Raw genomic sequence first — 21,415 nt, forward strand, 5'->3', positions numbered from 1 at the left:
GGGATCAGCGGCAGGCCAGCTCCAGGCTGCCGAGCCGGTCGATCGACGCGACGACGACGTCGCCCGGCCCGACCGGCACCGCCGCCGTCAGGCCACCGGACAGGACGATCTCGCCCGCCCGCAGGCCCTCGCCCTCGGCGGCGAGTGCACGGACCAGCCAGGCGACCGCGGCGGCCGGGTGCCCGAGCGAGGCCGCACCCGACGCGGTGGCGACGACCTTGCCGTTCCTCTCCAGCACCACGCCGACGAGCCGCAGGTCGATCCCCTCGGGCGACACCGGGGCCCCGACGACGTACCGGGCGGCCGAGGTGTTGTCCGCGACGACGTCGGCCATCGTGAAGCGGTAGTCGGCGTAGCGGGAGTCGAGGACCTCGATCCCCACGGTGACGCCCGACGACGCGGCCACCACGTCGGCCGCGGTGACGTGCGGGCCGGCCAGGTCGCGGCCGAGGGTGAACACGATCTCGGGCTCGCAGCGCGGCTGGATCTGCGCGCCGGTGTCCAGTGGCTCGCCGAGGTCGAGCGCCCCGGCGGCCGGGAGGAACCCGTAGATCGGCTCGGAGATGTTCACCTGCTTCTGCTTGGCCCGCGAGGTCACCCCCAGCTTCCAGCCGGCCAACGGGCCGGCGGCGCCGCGCAGCGCGCGTTGCACCTGGTAGGCGGTGGGGATGTCCAGCTCGGGGAACTCGTCGGACAGCGTGCCGATCGCAGTGCGGTCGGCGACCGCCTTGCTGAGCCGGGCGGCCAGCTCGCTGATGGTGATCATGCGCCCACCCTCACGGTGACCGCGCCGAGGCGGTCGAACTCGGCCCGGAACACGTCGCCCGGGGTCATCGGGACGGCCGCGTGCAGCGCGCCCGTCATGATCAGGTGGCCGGGTTCGAGGGCGACCCCGTTCTCGCCCAGGACGTTCGCCAGCCACGCGACGACGGCGACCGGGTCGCCGAGCGCCGCCGCGCCGGCCCCGGTGTCGACCAGCTCGCCGTTGCGCGTGAGGGTCATGCCGACGAGCCGGGTGTCCAGGTCCGCGACCGGCACGATCCGGCTCGACGTCGCGACGGCGCCGTTGGACGCCAGGTCGGCGACGGTGTCGGCCAGCTTGATCCGCCAGTCGGCGATGCGGGAGTCGACGATCTCCATCCCGGCGACGGCCCCGGCGAGCGCGGCGCGCGCCTGCGTGACAGTGACGCCCGGGCCGGCCAGCCGCTCGCCCAGCACGAACACGATCTCGGCCTCGACCTTGGGCGCGATGAACCGGCTCAGCGGGATCTCGTCGCCGTCGCGGTAGACGGTCGAGGCGAGGACGGGCCCGTGGTCGGGGGAGTCGACGCCGATCATCTTCTGCATGGGCTCGGAGGTCAGACCGACCTTGTACCCGACGATCCGGTCGCCGTCGGCGAGCAGGAGGTCGACCAGCTCGCGCTGCACCGCGTACCCGTCGGCCATCCCGAGCGTCGGGTCGTCGTCGGTGAAGGGCGGGATCGGTGTGCGGGTGCGCCGGGCGTCGTAGAGCGCCCGGGCCCTCGCCGCCGCGTCCGTCACGGGCATGGCACCTCCTCGTTCGGTGATCCTGTCCATCCTCCCCCGGCCCGGCCGTCGCGGTCACGACCGCCGGTCCTCCCCTCGGAACGCCCTGCCGGCCACGGTCGTCGGGACGCCCTCGCGGGTCCTCGGCGCCCGCGCGGTCGCGGTGGTGCAGAGTGTCCGGAGGGCGGCGGCGACGGTGTCGGCGCCGGTGGCGCGTTCGTGGGGGGCATCGTGGCCGTCGAGTTCGATCTGGGGACCCGGTACCGGACGGACGGCGGGCCGGCCCCCGTCACCGGGGTGCAGGCCGTCGCGCGGCTACTCGTGGAGCAGCACGCGGCCGACGCGGCCGCGGGCCTGCGCACCGCGTCGTTCGTCTCGGGCTATCAGGGCAGTCCCCTCGGCGGACTGGACAAGACCCTCGCCGGGCTGCCCGCGCTCGCCGAGGGTGCGGGCCTGCGGTTCGTCCCCGGGGTCAACGAGGAACTGGCCGCGACGGCGGTGTGGGGCAGCCAGGTCGAGGTGCCGGGCCACGAGCGGACCGTCGACGGCGCCGTGGGGGTCTGGTACGGCAAGGCCCCCGGCGTGGACCGGGCCGGCGACCCGTTCCGGCACGGCAACATCTGCGGCGCCCACCCGCACGGCGGCGTGCTGGTGCTCGCCGGCGACGATCCGGGCTGCAAGTCCTCGACGATCCCGTGCGTCTCGGAGCGGACGCTCGCCGGCTACGGGCTGCCCGTGCTGTACCCGGCCGACGCGGCGGACGTCGTGCGGCTGGGCCGGTACGGCATCGCGCTGAGCCGGGCGTCGGGCATGTGGGTGGGGCTGAAGATCACCGCCGACGTGGCCGACGGCGTGTACGCGCTCGACCCGGCCGAGGTCTCCGACCTCGGGATCACGGTGCCGGAGCTCGAGTGGGAGGGCCGACCCTGGCGGTACCGGCAGTACCCGATGCTCATCCCGCCGGCGTCACTGGAGGCGGAGGCCCAGCTGTACGGGCCGCGCTGGGCGATGGTCCGGGCGTTCCTGGCCGCCAACCCGGTCGACGTCCTGGTGGACCCCGCGCCGGGCGCGACGATCGGGATCGTGGCCGGCGGGAAGGCGTTCGGCGACGTCCGGCAGGCGCTGCGGGACCTCGGCGTCGACTCCGGCGTGCGGCTGCTCAAGCTCGGTGCGATCCACCCGCTGGAGCGGGAGCGTCTGCGGGACTTCGCCGCCGGGCTCGACACCGTGCTGGTGGTGGAGGAGAAGGCGCCGTTCGTGGAGACGGCGGTGCGCGACGCGCTGTACGGCATGCCCGCCGCGCCCGCGGTGCTGGGCGCGGCCGACGCGGCCGGCGCCCCGCTGGTGCCGCAGGCCGGCGAGCTCACCGCGGCGGTGCTGACCGGACCGCTGCGCCGGGTGCTCCGCGACCGCCTCCCGCTCGCCGCGCCGAGGTCCGCGCCGCCGCTGGAGCTGCTGCCGGTCGCGCGCACCCCGTACTTCTGCTCGGGCTGCCCGCACAACCGCTCGACCGTGGTCCCCGAGGGCGCGGTCGCCGGCGGCGGCATCGGCTGCCACGCGATGGTGGCGCTGACCCACCGCGAGGCCAGCGAGGTCGGCTCGCTCACGCAGATGGGCGGCGAGGGCGCGCAGTGGATCGGCCAGGCGCCGTTCACCACGGCCGGCCACATGTTCCAGAACATGGGCGACGGCACGTTCGCGCACTCCGGGCAGCTCGCGGTGCAGGCGTGCGTGGCCGCGGGCGTCACGATCACGTACAAGCTGCTCTACAACCGGGCCGTCGCCATGACCGGCGGCCAGGACGCCGAGGGCGGGCTCGAGGTGCCCGCGCTGGCCGCGAAGCTGCTGGCCGAGGGCGTCGCGAGGATCATCGTGTGCGCCGACGAGCCGCACCGCTTCCGGGACCTGCCGCCGTTGCCGAAGGGCGTGGACCTCTGGCACCGGGACCGGTTCGACGAGGCGCAGCGGGTGCTGGGGGAGACCCCGGGCGTCACGGTGCTGATCTACGACCAGCGGTGCGCCGCGGAGTCCCGGCGGCTGCGCAAGCGCGGCGCGATCCCGGTTCGGCCCACCCGCGTCGTGATCAACGAGGCGGTCTGCGAGGGCTGCGGCGACTGCGGCGCGAAGTCGAACTGCCTGTCGGTGCAGCCGGTCGACACCGAGTTCGGGCGCAAGACCCGCATCGACCAGACCTCGTGCAACACCGACTACTCGTGCCTCGACGGGGACTGCCCGTCGTTCGTCACGGTCGAGGCGCCCGGCGGCCGGGCGGCGCGCCGCGAACGGCCGGAACCGCCGCCGGTGCCCGACGTCGCGGTGCCGGAGGCCGGCGACGTCTTCCTGGCCGGGATCGGCGGCACGGGCATCGTCACGGTCAACCAGGTACTCGGCTCCGCCGCGGTGCGCGACGGGCGGGCGGTCCACGGCGTCGACCAGACGGGGCTCTCGCAGAAGGCCGGCCCGGTCGTCTCGCACCTGCGGGTCGGGGACCCCGCCGTCCTCGGTCCGGCGAACCGGGTCGGGACCGCGGACTGCTACCTCGCCTTCGACGTGCTGGTGGGGGCGGACTCCCGCTTCCTCGCCCACGCCGCGGAGGACCGGACCACCGCCGTCGTCTCGACCAGCCCGGTCCCCACGGGGGCACAGGTCCGCGACGCGGGCGTGACCCCGCAGGCCGCCGACGAGCTGGTCGCCCGGATCGCCGGGCGGTCCCGCGCCGTCGTCACGCTCGACGCGCAGGCCGCGGCCGAGGCCCTGTTCGGCGACGCGATGCCGGCCAACCTGCTGCTGGTCGGCGCGGCGTACCAGGCCGGGGTGCTGCCGGTCCCGGCCGCGGCGATCGAGTGGGCGATCGAGCTCAACGGCGTGGCGGTCGCGGCCAACACCGCGGCGTTCCGCTGGGGCCGGGTGGCGGTCGCCGACCCGGTGGCCTTCGCGGCGGCGGTCCCGTCGGCGGCCGTGCGGGACCCCGAGCCCTCCGGCCTCGACCTGGGGGAGCTGGCGGGGGAGACCCGGCGGCTGGTCGACGTCCGGGCCGCCGGGCTGGTCGCCTACCAGTCGGCGCGGACGGCGCGCGCGTACGTCGCCGACGTGCGGACCGTGTGGCGGGCCGAGCGGGCGGTGGGCGAGGACACGCGGTTCTCCGAGGCCGTGGCCCGTGGGTTGCACCGGCTCACCGCCTACAAGGACGAGTACGAGGTCGCGCGGCTGCTCACCGACCCGGCGTTCGAGGCCCGGCTCGCGGCCGAGGTGCCGGGCGGCACACGGATGCGGTACCGGCTGCACCCGCCGGTGCTCAAGGCGCTCGGGCGGCGGCGGAAGATCGCGCTCGGGCCGTGGATGCGGCCGGTGCTGCGCACCCTGGCGAGGGGGAAGGTGGTGCGCGGCACGCCGCTCGACCCGTTCGGCCGCACCGAGGTCCGGAGGCTGGAGCGGGCGCTGCGGGACGAGTACCGCGCGATGGTGCTCCGGCTGGCGCGCTCGCTCACCTCGCAGACCTACGACACCGCGGTGGCGGCGGCCGAGGCGGCGGAGCTGGTCCGCGGCTACGAGGACGTCAAGCTGGCCGGGGTGGCGCGGTACCGGGCCCGGCTCGCCGAGCTCGGTCTCGGTGAGCTCGGTCTCGTCGAGCGCGGTCCGGCCGGACCCGGGGTGCCCGAGCCCGCGGGTCCGGCCTCTTGACGTCGGCGGCCGCGGCGTTCTCGATCAGGTGACGTGGCTCCCGTAACGCCGTTCGGCGCGGGCCTGACGGGAATCGGCGTGACCACGGGCACGCGCTGGTCGCTCTCCGTGGTCGGGCGGGTGCTGTCGGCGACGACGACCGGGGCGCGGGCCTGTCCGTGCGGTGAACGGCGGCGAACGACCCGCGTGTCGCGGCGACACGCCGGTCCTCCCGGACGTCGGCCGCTCGGCGCGCCACCCGATCCGGTGGTCTCGCCGGACGCAACCGGACCGCGACAGGGCGGCTCCGGCCCCGCTAGCGTCGTCCGCGGATCACGACGAGGTCACGAAGAGGACACCGGGCCGGCATCCCCGAGCCGTCCCGTCCCGGCCCCCCACCGGACGTCCGGGCCCCGTCACGGTTCGGAAGGAAGATCGTGGCACGGCATCGCTCCCCCCAGGGCCGTCGCGCGATCGCCGGGCCTCCGCTGCTCGCCGTCCCCCGGGCGACAGCGGGGCCCGGCGGCCTGCGAACGAGCATCCCGCTCCCCGGCGGCTCCCCGTCGCTCTCCCTGTCGTCCCCGCCCTCCGGCGTCACCTCCCTGCAGGCCCGCATGGCCGCGGTCGTCGCCGTCGGCGGCGTCGTGGCCGCGGCCGGGCAGGCCGCCTACTCGGGCGCGCTCCCGGACCTGGACTCCGGGGCCAACGCGCTGCGTGCCGGTCTCGTCGAGCTGACCACCCGGGCGTCCGCCCTCACGGGCGACCTCCGTGACACCTCCGCCGACACCTCCGCCGACACCGCCACCGGCACGGCCGACGCCATCGCCGACCTCGGAGGCCGGCAGGTCCGCGTGCCGCTCGCGCCCGTGGCGGTGCCGCCGGCGGTGGCCACCCCCGGAACGGTCGCCGGCCCGGTGACCGGCGCGGACGTCGTGGCCGACGTGGTCAAGGCCGCCGGCCTGCACCAGGCCGCCGCCGACGCCGCCCGCAAGGCCGCGGAAGAGGCGGAGGTCGCCCGGCAGGCCGCCGAGGCCGAAGCCGCGCGCCAGGCCGACGAGCTGGCGAAGCTGGGCGCTTCCCGCGCCGCCGGCGGCGGGATCCAGATGGTGGTCGGGCGGGTGTCGTCCGGCTTCGGCATCCGCGGCGGCGTCCCGCACCAGGGCCTGGACATCGCCGCGCCGATCGGCACGCCGATCCATGTCCCGCTGGCGGGCATCGTGATCAGCTCGGGGCCCGCGAGCGGCTTCGGGCTGTGGGTGCGGGTGCAGCACGCCGACGGCACGATCACCACCTACGGGCACATCAACCGGTCGCTGGTCGGGGTCGGCCAGCAGGTGGACGCCGGGCAGGAGATCGCCGAGGTCGGCAACCGCGGCGAGTCCACCGGCCCGCACCTGCACATCGAGGTCACCACCCCGGCCGGAACGAAGATCAACCCGAAGCCGTGGCTCGACGAGCAGGGCATCGGCTACACCTGACCGGCCTCGACCATCGGGACGACCGGTCGATCTACCGGTACGCCTCCAGCGCGCGGATCTTGTTCGTCACGTCGAGCGCGGCGACCTTGTAGGCCTCGGACAGGGTCGGGTAGTTCAGCACCGTGTCCACCAGGTAGTCGACCGTGCCGCCGCAGCCCATGATCGCCTGTCCGATGTGGACGAGGTCGGTGGCGTTGGTGCCGAACACGTGCACGCCCAGCAGCGTGCGGTCCTCCGTGGACACCAGCAGCTTGAGCATGCCGTAGGAGTCGCCGACGATCGCGCCGCGGGCCAGCTCGCGGTACCGCGAGATCCCGACCTCGTAGGGCGTGGCGGACTCGGTCAGCTCGGCCTCGGTCCTCCCGCAGTACGAGATCTCCGGGACGGTGTAGATGCCGATGGGCTGCAGGCCGTGCAGCTCGCGGGCGGGCTCGCCGAACGCGTGGTACGCGGCCAGCCGGCCCTGGTCCATGCTCGTCGCGGCCAGGGCGGGGAAGCCGATCACGTCGCCGACGGCGTAGATGTGCTCGACCTCGGTCCGGAAGTGCTGGTCCACGGCGATCCGGCCGCGCCCGTCGGCGGTGAGGTTCGCCTTGTCCAGCGCCAGCTCGTCGGTCACGCCCTGCCGGCCCGCGGAGTACATCACCATGTCGGCGGGGATCTTCTTCCCGCTGGCCAGCGAGGTGATCGTGCCCTTCGCGGTGTTCTCCACGCGGGCGACCTCCTCGCCGAAGCGGAACGAGACGCCCTGGTCGCGGAGGTGGAACTTCAGCGACTCGACGACCTCGGGGTCGCAGAAGTCCAACATGGCCGGTCGCTTCTCGACGACCGTGACCTTGGTGCCCAGCGCGGCGAACATCGACGCGTACTCGATGCCGATGACGCCGGCGCCGACCACGACCATCGAGGTGGGCACCCGGCTCAGGTGCAGGACGGCGTCGGAGTCCACGACGTGGTATCCCTCGTCGTCGAACTCGACCTCCGGCGGCCGGGCGGGCCTCGTGCCGGTCGCGATCACGATGTGCCCGGCCGTGACGGTGGTGTGGTCGCCGCGCTCCGTCCCGGTCACGGTGACGGTGTGCGGGTCCTCGAAGTGCGCGGTGCCGCCGAGGATGTCCACGCGGTTGCGCAGCAGCTGGCTGCGGATGATCTCCACCTCGCGGCCCACGACGTGCTGCGTGCGCGCGAGCAGGTCCGCGATGGTGATCTCGGACTTGACGCGGTAGCTCGCGCCGTACATCTCGCGCTGGGCGAAGCCGGTGAGGTAGAGGACCGCCTCGCGCAGCGTCTTCGACGGGATCGTACCCGTGTTGACGCAGACACCGCCCATCATGTCGCGGCGCTCCGCGATCGCCACCCGCTTGCCGAGCTTGGCCGCGGCGATCGCCGCCTTCTGCCCGCCCGGGCCCGAACCGATCACCAGCAGGTCGTAGTCGTACACCGACCGTCCCTCCCGTGCGCGCTCGTGCGCCGTCTGCGCTCGATCAGGGTTCCCGGGTCGGCCCTCGGGAGCAACCGTTCGACGTTACATCCGCGCGACGACGTGGCGAACCGTTCCGGTGCCCGTCCCGCCCGTCCGTCCACAGGACCCGGTCGGGGCCGCGGTTCCCGGTGCCCGGCGTGGCGGTCATCCACAGTCCACGCCGGAAGTCCGCCGGCCGTCGGGGGCGGGGGTGAGGCTGTCGGGCATGAGTCCCGTGCCGTCCCCCGTCCCGCCGTCCGGCCCTTCGTCTCCCGCGTCCGCGCTGCCCGGTGACCCCGACTCCCCGGTGCGCGTCGGTACCGAGGGGCTGCTGGCCGCGGTGCCGGTTCTGATCGGGTTCCGCCCGCGGGACTCGCTGGTCCTGGTCGCGACGGGTGGCCCGCACGGCCGCCGGGTGGGCCTGACGTTGCGGGTGGACCTGCCGCCGCCGGACGACCCGGAGCTGGTCGCGGCGCTCTGCGAGTCCGCGGCCGCGGCGCTGTGCCGGGACGACCCGGAGGGCGCGGCCGTGCTGGTCGTGGGCGGGGGAGAACCGTCGCCGCCGGGAACGGCGGAGCCGGGGTGGCCGCCGCGGGCCGACGTCGCGGGCGCCGCCACGCTCGCCCTGCTCGAGCGCGAGATCGGGGTGCACACGGTGGCGTGGGCGGCCGAGATCGCCGCGGGCGCGCCGTGGCGGTGCTACCCGCTGCACGACTGCCGCTGCGAGGGCACCCTGCCGGACCCGGCGGCCTCCGTCCTCGCCGCCACCGCGGTGGCCCGGGGCGCCGTGCTGCGCGACTCCCGCGAGGATCTGCAGCGCGTGGTGCAGCCCGGCGGACCCGAGGACGGACCGGCCGGCGCGTCGCCGGACGCCGACGCCGGCGGGACCGCTCCCGGGTGCGCTGCCGACCAGGGCGAGGCGGAGTCCGCCGGGTCACCGGAGGGGCGACGGGCTGCCGACCCGCGCCGCCTGCTGCGCGACGCGCTGGCCGACGCCGCCGCTGGCCGCCTGGTCGTCGGGCGGCGGTTCGCCGGGGCGATGGCGTCGGCGCTGCGCCGGCCGTGGTTCCGGGACGAGGCCCTCGCGGCCTGTGCCGGGCCGTGGGCAGCGGAGGCCGAGCAGCTCTGGGCGGCCCTGGCCCGGACCAGCCCCGGCGCGGACGCCGCGACCCCGGCCGCCCTGCTCGCCGTCTCGGCGCTGCTGCGGGGCGACGGGGCGCTGGCCAACGTGGCCCTCGACCGGGCGTTCGGCGCCGATCCGGGCCACCGCCTGGCCCACTCCCTCCGGGCCGGGCTCGACGGCGGCTGGGGCCCGCGAGAGATCCGGGCGTGGCTGGAGGGGGAGCAGTGAGCTCCCTCCTTTCGCGTGGCTCAGACCGGGAGGCGGCCCTGGGCGAAGCGCCAGGCGTCGCCGACCATGGTCTCCAGGGCGGTGCGGGTCGGGTTCCAGCCCAGCTCGCTCGTCGCGCGCTCGCTGGAGGCGATGAGGACCGCGGGGTCGCCGGCCCGGCGCGGCGCCACGCGGGCGGGGATCGGGTGCCCGGTCACCGTGCGGCAGGCCTCCACCACCTCGAGCACCGAGAAGCCGCGGCCGCTGCCGAGGTTGTAGATCCCGTGCCGGCCCGGCTCCGCCTTCTGCAGGGCGAGCAGGTGGGCGTCGGCGAGGTCGTCGACGTGGATGTAGTCCCGCAGGCAGGTGCCGTCCGGGGTGTCCCAGTCGTCGCCGAAGACGGCGACGGCCTCCCGGGTGCCCGCGGCCACCTGCAGCACGATCGGGATCAGGTGCGTCTCCACCGCGTGGCGCTCGCCGAAGCGGCCGTGGGCGCCGGCGACGTTGAAGTAGCGCAGGCTGACCGCCGCCAGCCCGTGGGCCGCCGCGTAGGAGGTGATCATGGTGTCGATGGCGAGTTTGCTGGCGCCGTACGGGTTGGTCGGCCGGGTCGGCGCGTCCTCGCGGATCGGCACCTGCTCCGGCTCGCCGTACACCGCGGCGGTGGAGGAGAAGACCAGCCGCGGGGTGCCGTGCTCGCGCATCGCCTCGAGCAGCCGGAAGGTGCGGACCACGTTGTTGTCCCAGTACAGCTCCGGCTTCTCCACCGACTCGCCGACCAGCGAACGGGCGGCGAAGTGCAGCACCCCGTCGAAGCCCTCGGCCAGCAGCGGCCCCGCGGCCTCGGACAGTTCGCCCTCGACGAAGCGCGCGCCCTCCGGCACCGCGTCCGCGTGCCCCGTGGACAGGTCGTCGAGCACCACGACCTCGTGCCCGGCCTCCACCAGGTGGGCCGCGTTGACGCTGCCGACGTAGCCCGCGCCTCCGGAGACGAGCAGCTTCACGAGGTCCTCCCTGGATCCGGCTGTTCTGCGCGGAACGGTCTCACGCCCGGCCCGGTTCCCCGCGCCCGCCCCCGGACACGCCGCGAGCCCCGGCGGCCGGACCGGGGCTCGTGGTGGGACGGGCGTGCGTGCCCGTGCGGACCACCGGTGGCGGCCCGCACGGGCGGGAACCGCGGCTCAGACCGCGCGGACGAGGACCGCGTGGGCGATCAGCGGCGCGACGGTGGCCGTCTCGCCGCTCGCGTTGACGGGCACGGGGTCGCCGAAGCGCGGGATGCCGCCGACCTCGACGTCGCCGCCCGGGACGATCCCGGCCAGCTTCAGCTCGGCCATCAGGTCCGCGTCCACCTGCACGTGCTCCGCGATCCGGCGCACCTCGACCCGGCCGCCGCCGCGGCGGGCGAACTCGTCGAGCCGCTGCAGGCCGACCTCGAGGGTCGGCGGCGCCGAGGTGCGGGTGGCACCCGCCGCCTCGGGGGCGCGCAGCTCGTCGAGCCCCGGGATCGGGTTGCCGTAGGGCGAGACCTGCGGGTCGTCGAGCAGCGCGACGAGCTTGCGCTCCACCGCGTCGCTCATCACGTGCTCCCAGCGGCAGGCCTCCGCGTGCACCAGCTCCCACTCGAGGCCGATGACGTCGATGAGCAGGCGCTCGGCGAGGCGGTGCTTGCGCATCACGGCCACGGCACGGGAGCGGCCGTCCTCGGTCAGCTCGAGGTGGCGGTCGCCGGCGACGACGACGAGCCCGTCGCGCTCCATGCGCGCCACCGTCTGGCTGACGGTCGGACCGCTCTGCCCGAGGCGTTCGGCGATCCGCGCGCGCAGCGGGACGACGCCCTCCTCCTCGAGCTCGTAGATGGTCCGGAGGTACATCTCGGTGGTGTCGATGAGATCGTTCACGGCCGGCCCCTTCGTTCGTCTGACCAGTCTAGCGGCGCCGGTCGCAGCGTCGTCGCAGCGTTGTCGGCGGGCTCGCGGTGGTCGTCGGTTGGACGCTGCTGCGTGGTGGGAGATGGTCAGGGGACGTTCCGCGGGCCCGGACGCGGGCCCGGTTCCGTGCGACGCCCTCCGTCACCCGCCCGGGTGCCGCCGCGAGCAGCGCGGTGCGGCGGCGCCCGGGGCGGCGGACGCTTCGGGCCCGAGGATAGACCGTGCAGGATGGTGTGCGTGTCCCCGCCGAACGACGATCCGCACCTCGAGCCGGACGACGGCCCGACCGCCGACCGCTCCGGTGCCGCACCGGAACCGGGCTGGAGCGCGCCGCTGATCGGTCCCGCCGGCCTCGCGGCCGTGCTCGACGGACCCGACCGGCCGGTGGTGCTCGACGTGCGCTGGCGCCTCGGCGGGCCGCACGGCCGCGCCGACCACCTGGCCGGGCACGTCCCCGGCGCAGGGTTCGTCGACCTGGACTCCGAGCTGGCCGATCCGCAGGGGGCCGGCGGGCTCGGCGGGCGCCACCCGCTGCCGTCGGTGGCCCGGCTGGAGAGGGCGCTGCGGCTGTGCGGGGTGCGCGCCGGCTCCCGCGTGGTGGCCTACGACGACGGGGACGGCTCCGTCGCCGCCCGTGCCTGGTGGCTGCTGCGCTGGGCCGGTCTGCCCGCGGACCGGGTCGCGGTCCTCGACGGCGGCTGGGCCGCCTGGCGGGCCGCCGGGCTGCCCGAGGACACCGGGGCGCTGCCGCCGCAGCACGGCACGATCGTCGTCCGGCCCGGCGGCATGCCGGTGGTCGACGCGGACGGGGCGGCGGTCGTCGCCGCCGCCGGCGTGCTGCTCGACGCCCGCGCCGCGGTGCGCTACCGCGGCGAGCAGGAGCCGGTCGACCCGCGGGCGGGGCACGTCCCGGGGGCGGTGAACGCGCCGTTCGCGGGGCACGTGGGCCCGGACGGGCACTGGCTCCCGCCCGAGGAGCTGGCCGAGCGCTTCCGCGTCCTCGGGGTCGGGCGCGGGCCGGTGGGCGCGTACTGCGGCTCCGGGGTCACCGCGTCGTCGGTCGTGCTCGCGCTGGAGGTGGCGGGGCTGCGCCCACCCGACCGGCCGGCGGTGCTCTACGCCGGGTCGTGGTCGGACTGGAGCTCCGATCCGCGCCGGCCCGTCGCGACCGGCGCGGAGCCGGGCGACCCGGGGCAGTTGTGAGGAGTCACCTGCCGGATCTCCTCCCAGGAGCGGCCGGCGCCGTGGTCCTCGCCGTCGACACCGGCGTGACCGGGCGCCCGGGACCTCCGACACGTGGCCGCACGCGCGCGATTCGCCTACCGTCCGCGTCATGAGCCCGCGCACCTCGGTGGTCTGGACACCGGAGTTCCTCACCTACCAGCTCTCGGACGACCATCCGCTCAATCCGGTGCGGCTCGACCTGACGATGCGGCTGGCGAGCCGGCTGGGCGTGCTCGACGGCGTCGAGCTGCTCGCGCCGGAGCCGGCCACGGAGCAGGATCTGCTGCGCGTCCACGAACCCGGCTACCTCACGGCGGTGAAGTCCGCCCCGGAGATGCCGTTCGACGTCGGGCACGGGCTCGGCACGGACGACAACCCGATCTTCTTCGGCATGCACGAGGCCAGCTCCCTGATCTGCGGGGGTTCGCTGCTCGCGGCGCGGGAGATCGCGGAGGGCCGTGCCGACCGGGCGGTCAACATCGCCGGCGGGCTGCACCACGCCATGCCGGGCCGGGCGGCCGGGTTCTGCGTCTACAACGACTGCGCGGTGGCCATCGCGTGGCTGCTCGAGCAGGGCTACGAGCGGATCGCCTACGTCGACGTCGACGTGCACCACGGCGACGGCGTCCAGACCGCGTTCTACGACGACCCGCGGGTCATGACCATCTCGTTGCACCAGCACCCGCTCACACTGTGGCCGGGCACCGGGTGGTCGGCGGAGCTGGGCAAGGGAGAGGGCGAGGGGTTCGCCGTCAACATTCCCCTGCCGCCCGGAACGGGCGACGCGGGCTGGCGCCGCGCCTTCCACGCGATCGTGCCCTCGCTGCTCGAGGAGTTCCGCCCGCAGATCCTGGTCAGCGAGTGCGGCGCCGACGCGCACGCCGAGGACCCGCTGGCCAACCTGGAGATGTCGGTCGACGGGCAGCGCGCGACCTACCAGGCCATGCGCGAGCTGGCCGAGACCACCGCCGGCGGGAAGTGGCTCGTTCTCGGTGGGGGCGGGTACGCGCTGTTCCGTGTGGTGCCGCGGGCCTGGACCCACCTCCTCGCGACGGTCCTCGACCGCGACCTCGACCCGGCGACGTCCGTCCCCGCGGACTGGACCGCCCATGCCACCTCGCTCACCCGGATGCCGCTGCCGGTCGCCATGACCGACGACGCCGACCCCTCCTACTCCCCGTGGGGCGACGGCGTGGCGGACCGGGTCGACGGCGGCCTCGTCGACACCCGGCGGGCCGTCTTCCCCCTGCACGGCCTCGACCCCGACGACCCCCGGGACTAAGTCCATGCCTGATCGCGCGCCCCACCGGGCCGACCAGACCACCACCGACCCCAGCACGCAGCCCGGCACCCACACCGGCACCGTGACCGCCGACCCGCCGACGGACGGAGCCGGCAGCGCCCCGGAGACGAGCGTTCCCGCGCCGGCCGAACCCGCCTACCCCCGGCACTGGGAGGCGGACATCGTCGCCTCCGACGGCCGGATCGTGCACCTGCGGCCGATCCACCCGTCCGACGCCGACGCGCTGCTGGCCTTCCACCAGCACCTGTCCGACCGCACCCGGTACCTGCGCTACTTCGGGCCCTACCCGCGGATCCCCCCGCGCGACCTGGAGCGGTTCGTCACCGTCGACCACCACAAGCGGGTCGCCTTCGTCGCGCTGCTCGGCGACGAGATCATCGCCGTCGGCCGGTACGAGGGCCTGGGCGACCCGGACAGGCCCGACGACCCCGTGACGTCGGCCGAGGTCGCGTTCGTGGTGCGGGACGACCACCAGGGCCGCGGGCTGGGTTCGATCCTGCTGGAGCACCTCGCCGCGGCGGCCCGGGAGAACGGGCTGGACCGCTTCGAGGCCGAGGTGCTGGTGGAGAACCACACCATGGTCCGCGTCTTCCGGGAGGCCGGGTACCAGGTGCGGCGGGCCTTCGCCGAGGGCGTGCTGCACCTCGAGTTCGACATCGACCCCACCGAGCGCTCCCTCGCCGTGCGGGACTCGCGCGAGCAGGCCGCGGAGGCCCGCAGCGTCGCGAACGTGCTCAACCCGACGTCCGTCGCGGTCATCGGGGCGTCCACGGACCAGTCGAAGATCGGTCACGCGGTCCTGGCGAACCTGTTGCGCGCCAACTTCACCGGGCCCGTCTACCCGGTCAACCCCGACGCCCGCTCGGTGCGCGGCGTGCGCGCCTACGCCTCGGTCACGGACATCCCCGACCCCGTCGACCTGGCCGTCGTCGCCATCCCCGCCTCAGGGATCGACGAGGTCATGGACTCCTGCCTGGAGAAGGGGGTCAAGGCGCTGGTGGTGGTCAGCTCCGGGTTCGCCGACGCCGGCGGCCGCGGCGTCATCGCCGAGCGCAAGCTCGTCGCGGAGGCCCGGGCGCACGGCATGCGGGTGATCGGGCCGAACGCGCTGGGCGTGGCCAACCTGGCCGACGAGGTGCGGCTCAACGCCAGCCTCGCCCCGGACCTGCCGCCGCGCGGGCGGGTCGGCTTCTTCAGCCAGTCCGGCGCGCTGGGCACGGCGATCCTGGCGACGGCCAAGTCCCGCGGCCTCGGCCTGTCGACCTTCGTCTCCGCCGGTAACCGCGCGGACGTCTCCGGCAACGACCTGCTGCAGTTCTGGCAGACCGACCCGGCGACCGACGTCGTGCTGCTCTACCTGGAGACCTTCGGCAACCCGCGCAAGTTCGGCCGGCTCGCACGCCGGCTCGCCCGGACCAAGCCAGTGGTGGCGGTGAAGAGCGGCCGGCACGCGCGGCCCGAGCGGCTCCGCGAGAGCGCCGTCCCGATCGACGACGCGAGTGTGCGGGCGCTGTTCGAGCAGTCCGGCGTGATCCGGGTCGAGACCATCGCCCAGCTGTTCGACACCGCGCTGCTGCTGGCCTACCAGCCGTTGCCCAAGGGCAGGCGGGTCGCGGTCGTCGGCAACTCGACCGCGCTGAACGTGCTGGTCACGGACGCGCTGCGGGACGAGGGCATGGAGACCGCGGGCGACCCGGTCGACATCGGCGCGGCCGCGTCGCCGGAGGAGTTCGCCGCCGCCGTGAGCCGAGCCCTGGAGGCGGGCGGCGCGGGCGAGGCGGACTCGATCGTCGTGGTGTTCGTGCCGCCGATCGCGACGCCGGGCGCGGAGTACGCGCGGGTGCTGCGCGAGACCGCGAACAGCGGCGCGGACAAGCCGGTGGCGGCGGTCTTCCTCGCGATGGAGGGTGTGCCCGACGAGCTCGCGGTCCCGCTGCCCGACGGCACGCCCGGCCCGGGGTCGGTCCCCTCGTACGCCAGCCCGGAGCGGGCGGTGCAGGCGCTGTCCCGGGTGGCCCGGTACGCGGCCTGGCGGGAGATGCCGGTCGGGGAGTTCGTGCAGCCCGACGGCATCGACCTCGACCGGGCGCGGGCCACGATCGAGGGCCTCGGGGTGGGCGCGGAGGCGGACGGCGCCACCCGCACGCTGACGGACGACGAGGCCGTCGAGCTGCTGGGCTGCTTCGGCATCTCCGTCACGGCGTTCCGGCGGGTCCGCGGGTCGGAGGCCGCGGAGAAGGCGGCCGACGAGCTCGGCTACCCGGTCGCGCTCAAGGCGGTGGGGGACCGCTGGCGGCACCGGACCGACCTCGTCGGCGTGCGCCTGGACCTGGGCTCGGCGGCCGCGGTCCGCCGGGCGTTCGCCGACATCGAGCGGGTGACCGGTAAGGACGAGGTCTACGTGCAGCGGATGGCGCCCAAGGGCACGTCGTGCGTGCTGGAGGTGGCCGAGGACCCGTCGTTCGGCTCGCTGCTGTCCTTCGGCATCTCGGGCATGGCCACCCAGCTGCTCGACGACCGGGCCTTCCGGGTGGTGCCGCTGTCGACCGAGGACGCGGCGGCGCTGGTCCGGGCGCCGCGGGCCGCGCCGCTGCTCACCGGCTACCGGGGCTCCGAGCCGGCCGACCTGGCCGCGATGGAGGACCTGGCGCTGCGGGTCGGGGCGATGGCCGAGGCCCTGCCGGAGCTGCGCTCGCTCGCGCTCGACCCGGTGCTGGCGTCGGCGGAGGGGGCATTCGTCACCGGGGCCCGGGTCGTCCTCGGCCCGCCCCCGACGCGCGACGACCACGGCCCCCGCCGCCTCGGCTGAGAGGCCGCATTGTGGAACCATAATGCGCGATTCCGCCCTCGATGATCGCGTTATGGAACCATGATGCGCGAGAGGGCGGGCGTTTCGCGCATTATGGTTCCAAAGTGCGGGTCGGTCAGGTGCGGAAGGTGACCTGCAGGGTCGGGGTGCTGGTGTCGGCGAAGAAGTCGTTGCCCTTGTCGTCGACGACGACGAAGGCGGGGAAGTCCTCGACCTCGATCTTCCAGACCGCCTCCATGCCGAGCTCCGGGTACTCCAGGACATCGACCTTGCGGATGCAGTCCTGCGCGAGCCGGGCCGCCGGGCCGCCGATCGAGCCCAGGTAGAACCCGCCGTTGGCGGCGCAGGAGTCCGTGACCTGCTTCGAACGGTTGCCCTTGGCCAGCATGACCAGCGAGCCGCCCGCCTCCTGGAACTGCTTCACGTAGGAGTCCATGCGGCCCGCGGTGGTGGGACCGAAGGAGCCGGACGCGTAGCCCTCGGGCGTCTTGGCCGGGCCGGCGTAGTAGACCGGGTGGTCCTTCAGGTACTGCGGCATCTCCTCGCCGCGGTCGAGGCGCTCGGCGATCTTCGCGTGCGCGATGTCGCGGGCCACCACGAGCGGGCCGGTCAGCGAGACGCGGGTCTTCACCGGCAGCTGCGAGAGCGTCGCGCGGATCTCCGACATCGGGCGGGTGAGGTCGATCTTCACGACCTCCTCGGCACCGGATGCCGCGCCCGGCTCCGACAGCTGCTCCTCGGTCACGTCCGGCATGTACTTCGCCGGGTCGAACTCCAGCTGCTCGAGGTACACGCCGTCGGCGGTGATCTTCGCCTTGGCCTGGCGGTCCGCCGAGCAAGACACTGCGATGCCGACGGGGAGGGAGGCACCGTGGCGCGGCAGCCGGATCACGCGGACGTCGTGGCAGAAGTACTTGCCGCCGAACTGCGCGCCGATGCCGAAGTTGCGGGTGAGCTCCAGGACCTGCTGCTCCAACTCGGGGTCCCGGATCGCGTGGCCCAGCTCCGATCCCGCCGTGGGCAGCGTGTCCAGGTAGCGCGCCGAGGCCAGCTTCGCGACCTTCAGCGTGTACTCGGCGGACATGCCGCCCACGACGATCGCGAGGTGGTACGGCGGGCAGGCCGCGGTGCCCAGCGAGCGCAGCTTCTCGTCGAGGAAGGCGGCGAGCTTCTTCGGGTTCAGCAGCGCCTTCGTCTCCTGGTAGAGGAAGGTCTTGTTGGCCGAGCCGCCGCCCTTGGCCATCACCAGGAACTCGTACTTCGGCTTCTGCCCGGGGACCGAGTACAGCTCGACCTGCGCGGGCAGGTTGGTGCCGGTGTTCTTCTCGTCCCAGAAGGACACCGGCGCCATCTGCGAGTACCGGAGGTTCAGCTCGTCGTAGGCCTGGAAGACCCCGCGCGAGACGGATTCCTCGTCGTTCCCGCCGGTCAGGACAGTCTCGGTCTTCTTGCCGATGACGATCGCGGTGCCGGTGTCCTGGCACATGGGCAGCACCCCGCCTGCCGAGACGCACGCGTTGCGCAGCAGGTCGGTCGCGACGAACCGGTCGTTGCCGGACGCCTCCGGGTCGTCGATGATCGCGCGGAGCTGGGCGAGGTGACTCGGCCGCAGGTGGTGCTGGATGTCCTTCACGGCCTCGCGGACCAGGCCGGTGATCGTGGTGGGATCGATCTCGAGGAACGTCCTGCCGGCCGCTTCGACGAGCTTCCCGGCGGGAAGGTCGAGCTCGCGGTACTCGGTCTGGTCGTCCCCGAGCGGGAGCACGTCGGTGTGGTGGAACTCGGGCATGGGAGGACGCTACCTCCGGATCTCCCCGCCCCCGGTACGGCGCGGGCGTGATGCTCGCCCCGCGCCGCCCAGCTCGCCGCCTCGCCGCCTCGCCGCCTCGCCGCCTCGCCGCCCCGCCCCGCCGCGCCGCCCGTCGCGCCGCCCGCCGCGCCGCCCGCCGCGCCGCCCGCCGCGCCGCCCGTCGCGCCGCCCGCCGCGCCACTCGGTCGTGTCGCCCGCCGTGTCCCGGTGTGAGCGGGATCCCCCCGTCGACCGACCGGGCGACACCGCCCGTCTCCCGCAGAGCGCCGCACGTCGTTCGAGTGGCGTTCACCCCCTCTCCACCCGATCGTGGCCGAACCGTGTTGCTAGCGTGCCGCCGTGGAGAGCCGGGGCGTACGGGCGCCAGATGACCCGCCGGAACCCGCAGCCCCGCGATCGTCCGGGCGGCGGTCCCACCCGTCGCCGTCCCGGACCCGCGGGGGTCTCGTCCGCGGTTCCCTGATCCGCAGCGCCGCCCATCGCGACGGGCTCGCGCTCATCCTCGGCTCCGGCCTCACCTCGGCCGTCGGGCTCGTCTACTGGGTGCTCGCCGCCCGGCTGTTCCCCGCCGACGTCGTCGGCCTCAACCAGGCGGCGCTCTCCGCGGTGATGCTGCTGGGCAGCGTCGCGCACCTGAACATGACGTACGCGCTGCTGCGCTTCGTCCCGGTCGCGGGGCGGGCGGCGCGCCGCCTGGTGATCGGCGGGTACCTGGCCGCGGGCGCGATCGCCGCCCTGGTCGGGCTGGCCTTCGCGACCGGCGCGCGGTGGTGGGCGCCGGACCTGGTGGCGGCGGTCGGCCAGGACCGGCTGACGGTGTTCTTCGTGCTCGCGACGCCGGTGTGGGCGTTGTTCACGGTGCAGGACTACGTGCTGACCGGGATCCGGCGGGCGACGGTGGTCCCGCTGGAGAACGGCGTGTTCGCCGTGCTCAAGGTCGGGCTGCTGCTGGCGGCGCTGGCCGCCACCGTGACCGGGGCGGTCGCCGTCTCCTGGATGGTCGCGACGGCGCTGCTGGTCCTGGTCGTCAACGTCTGGCTGCTGGCCCGCGCGCTGCCCCGCTTCACCCGCGAGCACGAGGCCGCGGGCGGACCCGTCGAGCGGATCACGGTGCGCGATCTCGGCGGCTTCGTGCGTGCCGACTACGCGGGGGCGATCTTCCAGCAAGCCGCGATGTTCGGCATGCCCGTCCTGGTGCTCGGCCGGCTCGGGCCGGAGGCCAACGGCGCCTACGGCATCGTCTGGCAGATCGCGCAGGCGCTGTTCGTGGTCTCGTCCGGGATGAACCAGTCGATGGTCGCCCACACCGCGGCCGACGCGGGTTCGGCCGAGACGGTCGAGGCGGCCCGAAGGGCGACGATCCGCCGTTCGCTGACCCTCGTCCTGCCGGGTGCCCTGGTCGTGGCCGTCGGCGCCCCGCTGATCCTGTCCGTGTTCGGCGCCGGCTACGCCCGCGAGGGCACCGCCGCGCTCGCGCTGACCGCCCTCGCCGCCGTGCCGTACGCGGTGACCTCCGCGACCGTGAGCGCCGCACGGGTCCGCCGCCGCGGCGTCGTCCAGTTCGCGGTGCCCGCCGCGGCCGCGGTCCTGGTGATCGGCGGCTCCTGGGTGCTGCTGCCGGTGCTCGGGATCGTCGGGGCCGGCCTGGCGTGGCTGGTCGGGCAGTCGCTGGTGGCACTCGTGATCATGCTCCTGACCGCGCGGTGGCTGCCGCCGGTGCTGGCCCGCCGGGTCGACGCCCTGCGCTCGGCCGGGCTGCTGCGCCGCATCGGCGGCGCCGGCACCCTGCTGCACGTCGTCCCGGGCGGCGCGGGCTGGACCCTCGGCGAGCGCCTGAGCGGCGGCTCGGAGTCCGTGGTCGTCCGGGTCGGCCCGGAGGGCGGCGCCGTCGCGCAGGGGGCGCTGCTCAAGGCGTGCGACACCCCGCGCAGCCGGCGCGGGCTGGCCTGGCAGACCGAGGTGCTCGACCGGCTGCACGCCGACCCCCGGATCGGGCACCTGCACCCGCTGCTGCCGCGCGTGCTCGGCGCGGGCGAGATCGGGCGCAGCTACTGCGTGATCGAGTCGCTGGTGCCGGGGGAGAGCGGGCTGACCGTGCTGCGCGACCCCCTGCGCGGTCCGGCCCTCGTCGACCACGCCGTCCAGGTGATCGGCGAGCTCCACCGGCACACCGGGGAGGTCCGCCAGGTCGGGCCCGAGGACCTCGACGCGTGGGTGCACGAGCCGCTGTCGCGGGTGCGGTCGCTGGTCCCGCGGGCGTTGCACGCCGACACTCGTGCCCTCGGCGCCATGCTCGACGCCGCCCTGCGTGGCCGCCGCGCGTCCGTCGGCTGGGTCCACGGCGACTTCAGTCCGGTCAACCTGCTCGTCGACCCGGCGGGCCGGGTCAGCGGGATCGTCGACTGGTGCGAGGCGCGGCCCGCGGGCCTGCAGGTGCTCGACGTCGTGGCGCTGCACCAGTTCGCCGTGATGCACGGGGCGGGGCGCGAGCTCGGCCCGCTGGTGCTCGACTGGCTGGCCGGCGCGCCCGACGCGGTGGGCCGGCGGCTGGGTGCGGCCCAGCGTCGGCTCGGCGGGGACCCGGTCGACCCCCGGGCGCTCATCGCGCTGGGCTGGCTGCAGCACGTCTCCGAGGTGGCCCGGAAGTCGGCGCGCGCCTCGGCCAACCCGGTGTGGGTGCGGCGCAACGTCCGGGCCCCGCTGCGCGGCGCCTGCGCGGCCCTCGAGGCCAGCGGCCCGGGGCCGGTGCCGGTGACGGAGCCGCTGACGGAACCGTTTCCGGAGACCGAGCCGGTCACGGAGCCGTTCACGGATCAGGCCGCGAGCTGAGTGTGGGCGGGTGGCCGGACCGGCCCCCGTCCGGTCCGGCCACCCCGGGCGA

Annotated in this window: 13 protein-coding genes; 7 read left to right on the forward strand and 6 right to left on the reverse strand. The window is 75.1% G+C overall.

All coding sequences use genetic code 11. From position 1 onward, the window contains the following. Nucleotides 1-4: 4 nt before the first annotated feature. Both LWC33_RS10460 and LWC33_RS10465 read right to left on the reverse strand, forming a co-directional pair. Nucleotides 5-766: a 2-keto-4-pentenoate hydratase gene (locus LWC33_RS10460; RefSeq protein ID WP_233304085.1), complete on the reverse strand. Its 762-nt coding sequence runs from the start codon at nt 764-766 to the stop codon at nt 5-7. Continuing rightward, nucleotides 763-1,548 carry a 2-keto-4-pentenoate hydratase gene (locus LWC33_RS10465; RefSeq protein ID WP_233304086.1) on the reverse strand — a complete coding sequence of 262 codons (786 nt, stop codon included), beginning with the start codon at nt 1,546-1,548 and terminating at the stop codon, nt 763-765. The genes LWC33_RS10460 and LWC33_RS10465 overlap by 4 nt, the downstream gene beginning before the upstream one ends. 198 nt (nt 1,549-1,746) lie before the next feature. Here LWC33_RS10465 and LWC33_RS10470 point away from each other — a divergent pair, with 198 nt between their 5' ends. Together LWC33_RS10470 and LWC33_RS10475 are read left to right on the forward strand one after the other, a co-directional pair. Next, a complete protein-coding gene (locus LWC33_RS10470) occupies nt 1,747-5,208 on the forward strand; it encodes an indolepyruvate ferredoxin oxidoreductase family protein (protein ID WP_308190925.1) in 3,462 nt (1,153 codons plus the stop codon). Between the two features lie 416 nt (nt 5,209-5,624). Continuing rightward, complete coding sequence (locus LWC33_RS10475; protein WP_233304087.1) at nt 5,625-6,665, forward strand: M23 family metallopeptidase; 1,041 nt, start codon at nt 5,625-5,627, stop codon at nt 6,663-6,665. 31 nt (nt 6,666-6,696) lie between these two features. Here the strand turns inward: LWC33_RS10475 and sthA are convergent, their stop codons facing one another. Further along, nucleotides 6,697-8,106, reverse strand: coding sequence for a Si-specific NAD(P)(+) transhydrogenase (gene sthA, locus LWC33_RS10480; protein ID WP_233304088.1), 1,410 nt, complete (start codon nt 8,104-8,106; stop codon nt 6,697-6,699). Nucleotides 8,107-8,353: 247 nt separating this feature from the next. Between sthA and LWC33_RS10485 the strand changes: the two genes are divergently transcribed. After that, nucleotides 8,354-9,478, forward strand: coding sequence for a DUF4192 domain-containing protein (locus tag LWC33_RS10485; RefSeq protein WP_233304089.1), 1,125 nt, complete (start codon nt 8,354-8,356; stop codon nt 9,476-9,478). 20 nt (nt 9,479-9,498) lie between these two features. Here the strand turns inward: LWC33_RS10485 and galE are convergent, their stop codons facing one another. Next, nucleotides 9,499-10,461 carry a UDP-glucose 4-epimerase GalE gene (galE, locus tag LWC33_RS10490; RefSeq protein WP_233304090.1) on the reverse strand — a complete coding sequence of 321 codons (963 nt, stop codon included), beginning with the start codon at nt 10,459-10,461 and terminating at the stop codon, nt 9,499-9,501. 177 nt (nt 10,462-10,638) lie between these two features. Then, nucleotides 10,639-11,358, reverse strand: a complete 720-nt coding sequence (locus LWC33_RS10495; protein WP_233304091.1) for an iron-dependent transcriptional repressor DtxR — start codon at nt 11,356-11,358, stop codon at nt 10,639-10,641. Between the two features lie 363 nt (nt 11,359-11,721). Between LWC33_RS10495 and LWC33_RS10500 the strand changes: the two genes are divergently transcribed. The 3 genes from LWC33_RS10500 to LWC33_RS10510 all read left to right on the forward strand — a co-directional run bounded on the left by LWC33_RS10500 (nt 11,722) and on the right by LWC33_RS10510 (nt 16,724). After that, nucleotides 11,722-12,591 carry a sulfurtransferase gene (locus LWC33_RS10500; protein ID WP_233304151.1) on the forward strand — a complete coding sequence of 290 codons (870 nt, stop codon included), beginning with the start codon at nt 11,722-11,724 and terminating at the stop codon, nt 12,589-12,591. Nucleotides 12,592-12,721: 130 nt separating this feature from the next. After that, a complete protein-coding gene (locus tag LWC33_RS10505) occupies nt 12,722-13,894 on the forward strand; it encodes an acetoin utilization protein AcuC (RefSeq protein WP_233304092.1) in 1,173 nt (390 codons plus the stop codon). A gap of 4 nt (nt 13,895-13,898) precedes the next feature. Continuing rightward, entirely contained in the window at nt 13,899-16,724 is a 2,826-nt protein-coding gene (locus LWC33_RS10510) for a bifunctional acetate--CoA ligase family protein/GNAT family N-acetyltransferase (protein ID WP_233304093.1), read from the forward strand. Nucleotides 16,725-16,839: 115 nt separating this feature from the next. Here the strand turns inward: LWC33_RS10510 and LWC33_RS10515 are convergent, their stop codons facing one another. After that, the gene (locus LWC33_RS10515) at nt 16,840-18,513 is read right to left on the reverse strand and encodes a fumarate hydratase (protein WP_233304094.1); all 1,674 of its coding nucleotides are present in this window, start codon (nt 18,511-18,513) and stop codon (nt 16,840-16,842) included. A 360-nt stretch (nt 18,514-18,873) separates the two neighbouring features. Between LWC33_RS10515 and LWC33_RS35910 the strand changes: the two genes are divergently transcribed. Then, nucleotides 18,874-21,363 carry a phosphotransferase gene (locus tag LWC33_RS35910; RefSeq protein ID WP_233304095.1) on the forward strand — a complete coding sequence of 830 codons (2,490 nt, stop codon included), beginning with the start codon at nt 18,874-18,876 and terminating at the stop codon, nt 21,361-21,363. Nucleotides 21,364-21,415: the final 52 nt, after the last annotated feature.

The sequence above is a fragment of the Pseudonocardia terrae genome, from assembly GCF_021343995.1.
Classification (GTDB): domain Bacteria; phylum Actinomycetota; class Actinomycetes; order Mycobacteriales; family Pseudonocardiaceae; genus Pseudonocardia; species Pseudonocardia terrae.

Bases quoted from the DNA above. Each gene is read 5' to 3' on its own strand.
- LWC33_RS10510 (WP_233304093.1), top strand. From the start codon at position 13,899: ATGCCTGATCGCGCGCCCCACCGGGCCGACCAGACCACCACCGACCCC.
- LWC33_RS10505 (WP_233304092.1), top strand. From the start codon at position 12,722: ATGAGCCCGCGCACCTCGGTGGTCTGGACACCGGAGTTCCTCACCTAC.
- LWC33_RS10460 (WP_233304085.1), bottom strand. From the start codon at position 766: ATGATCACCATCAGCGAGCTGGCCGCCCGGCTCAGCAAGGCGGTCGCC.
- LWC33_RS10515 (WP_233304094.1), bottom strand. From the start codon at position 18,513: ATGCCCGAGTTCCACCACACCGACGTGCTCCCGCTCGGGGACGACCAG.
- LWC33_RS10465 (WP_233304086.1), bottom strand. From the start codon at position 1,548: ATGCCCGTGACGGACGCGGCGGCGAGGGCCCGGGCGCTCTACGACGCC.
- LWC33_RS10485 (WP_233304089.1), top strand. From the start codon at position 8,354: ATGAGTCCCGTGCCGTCCCCCGTCCCGCCGTCCGGCCCTTCGTCTCCC.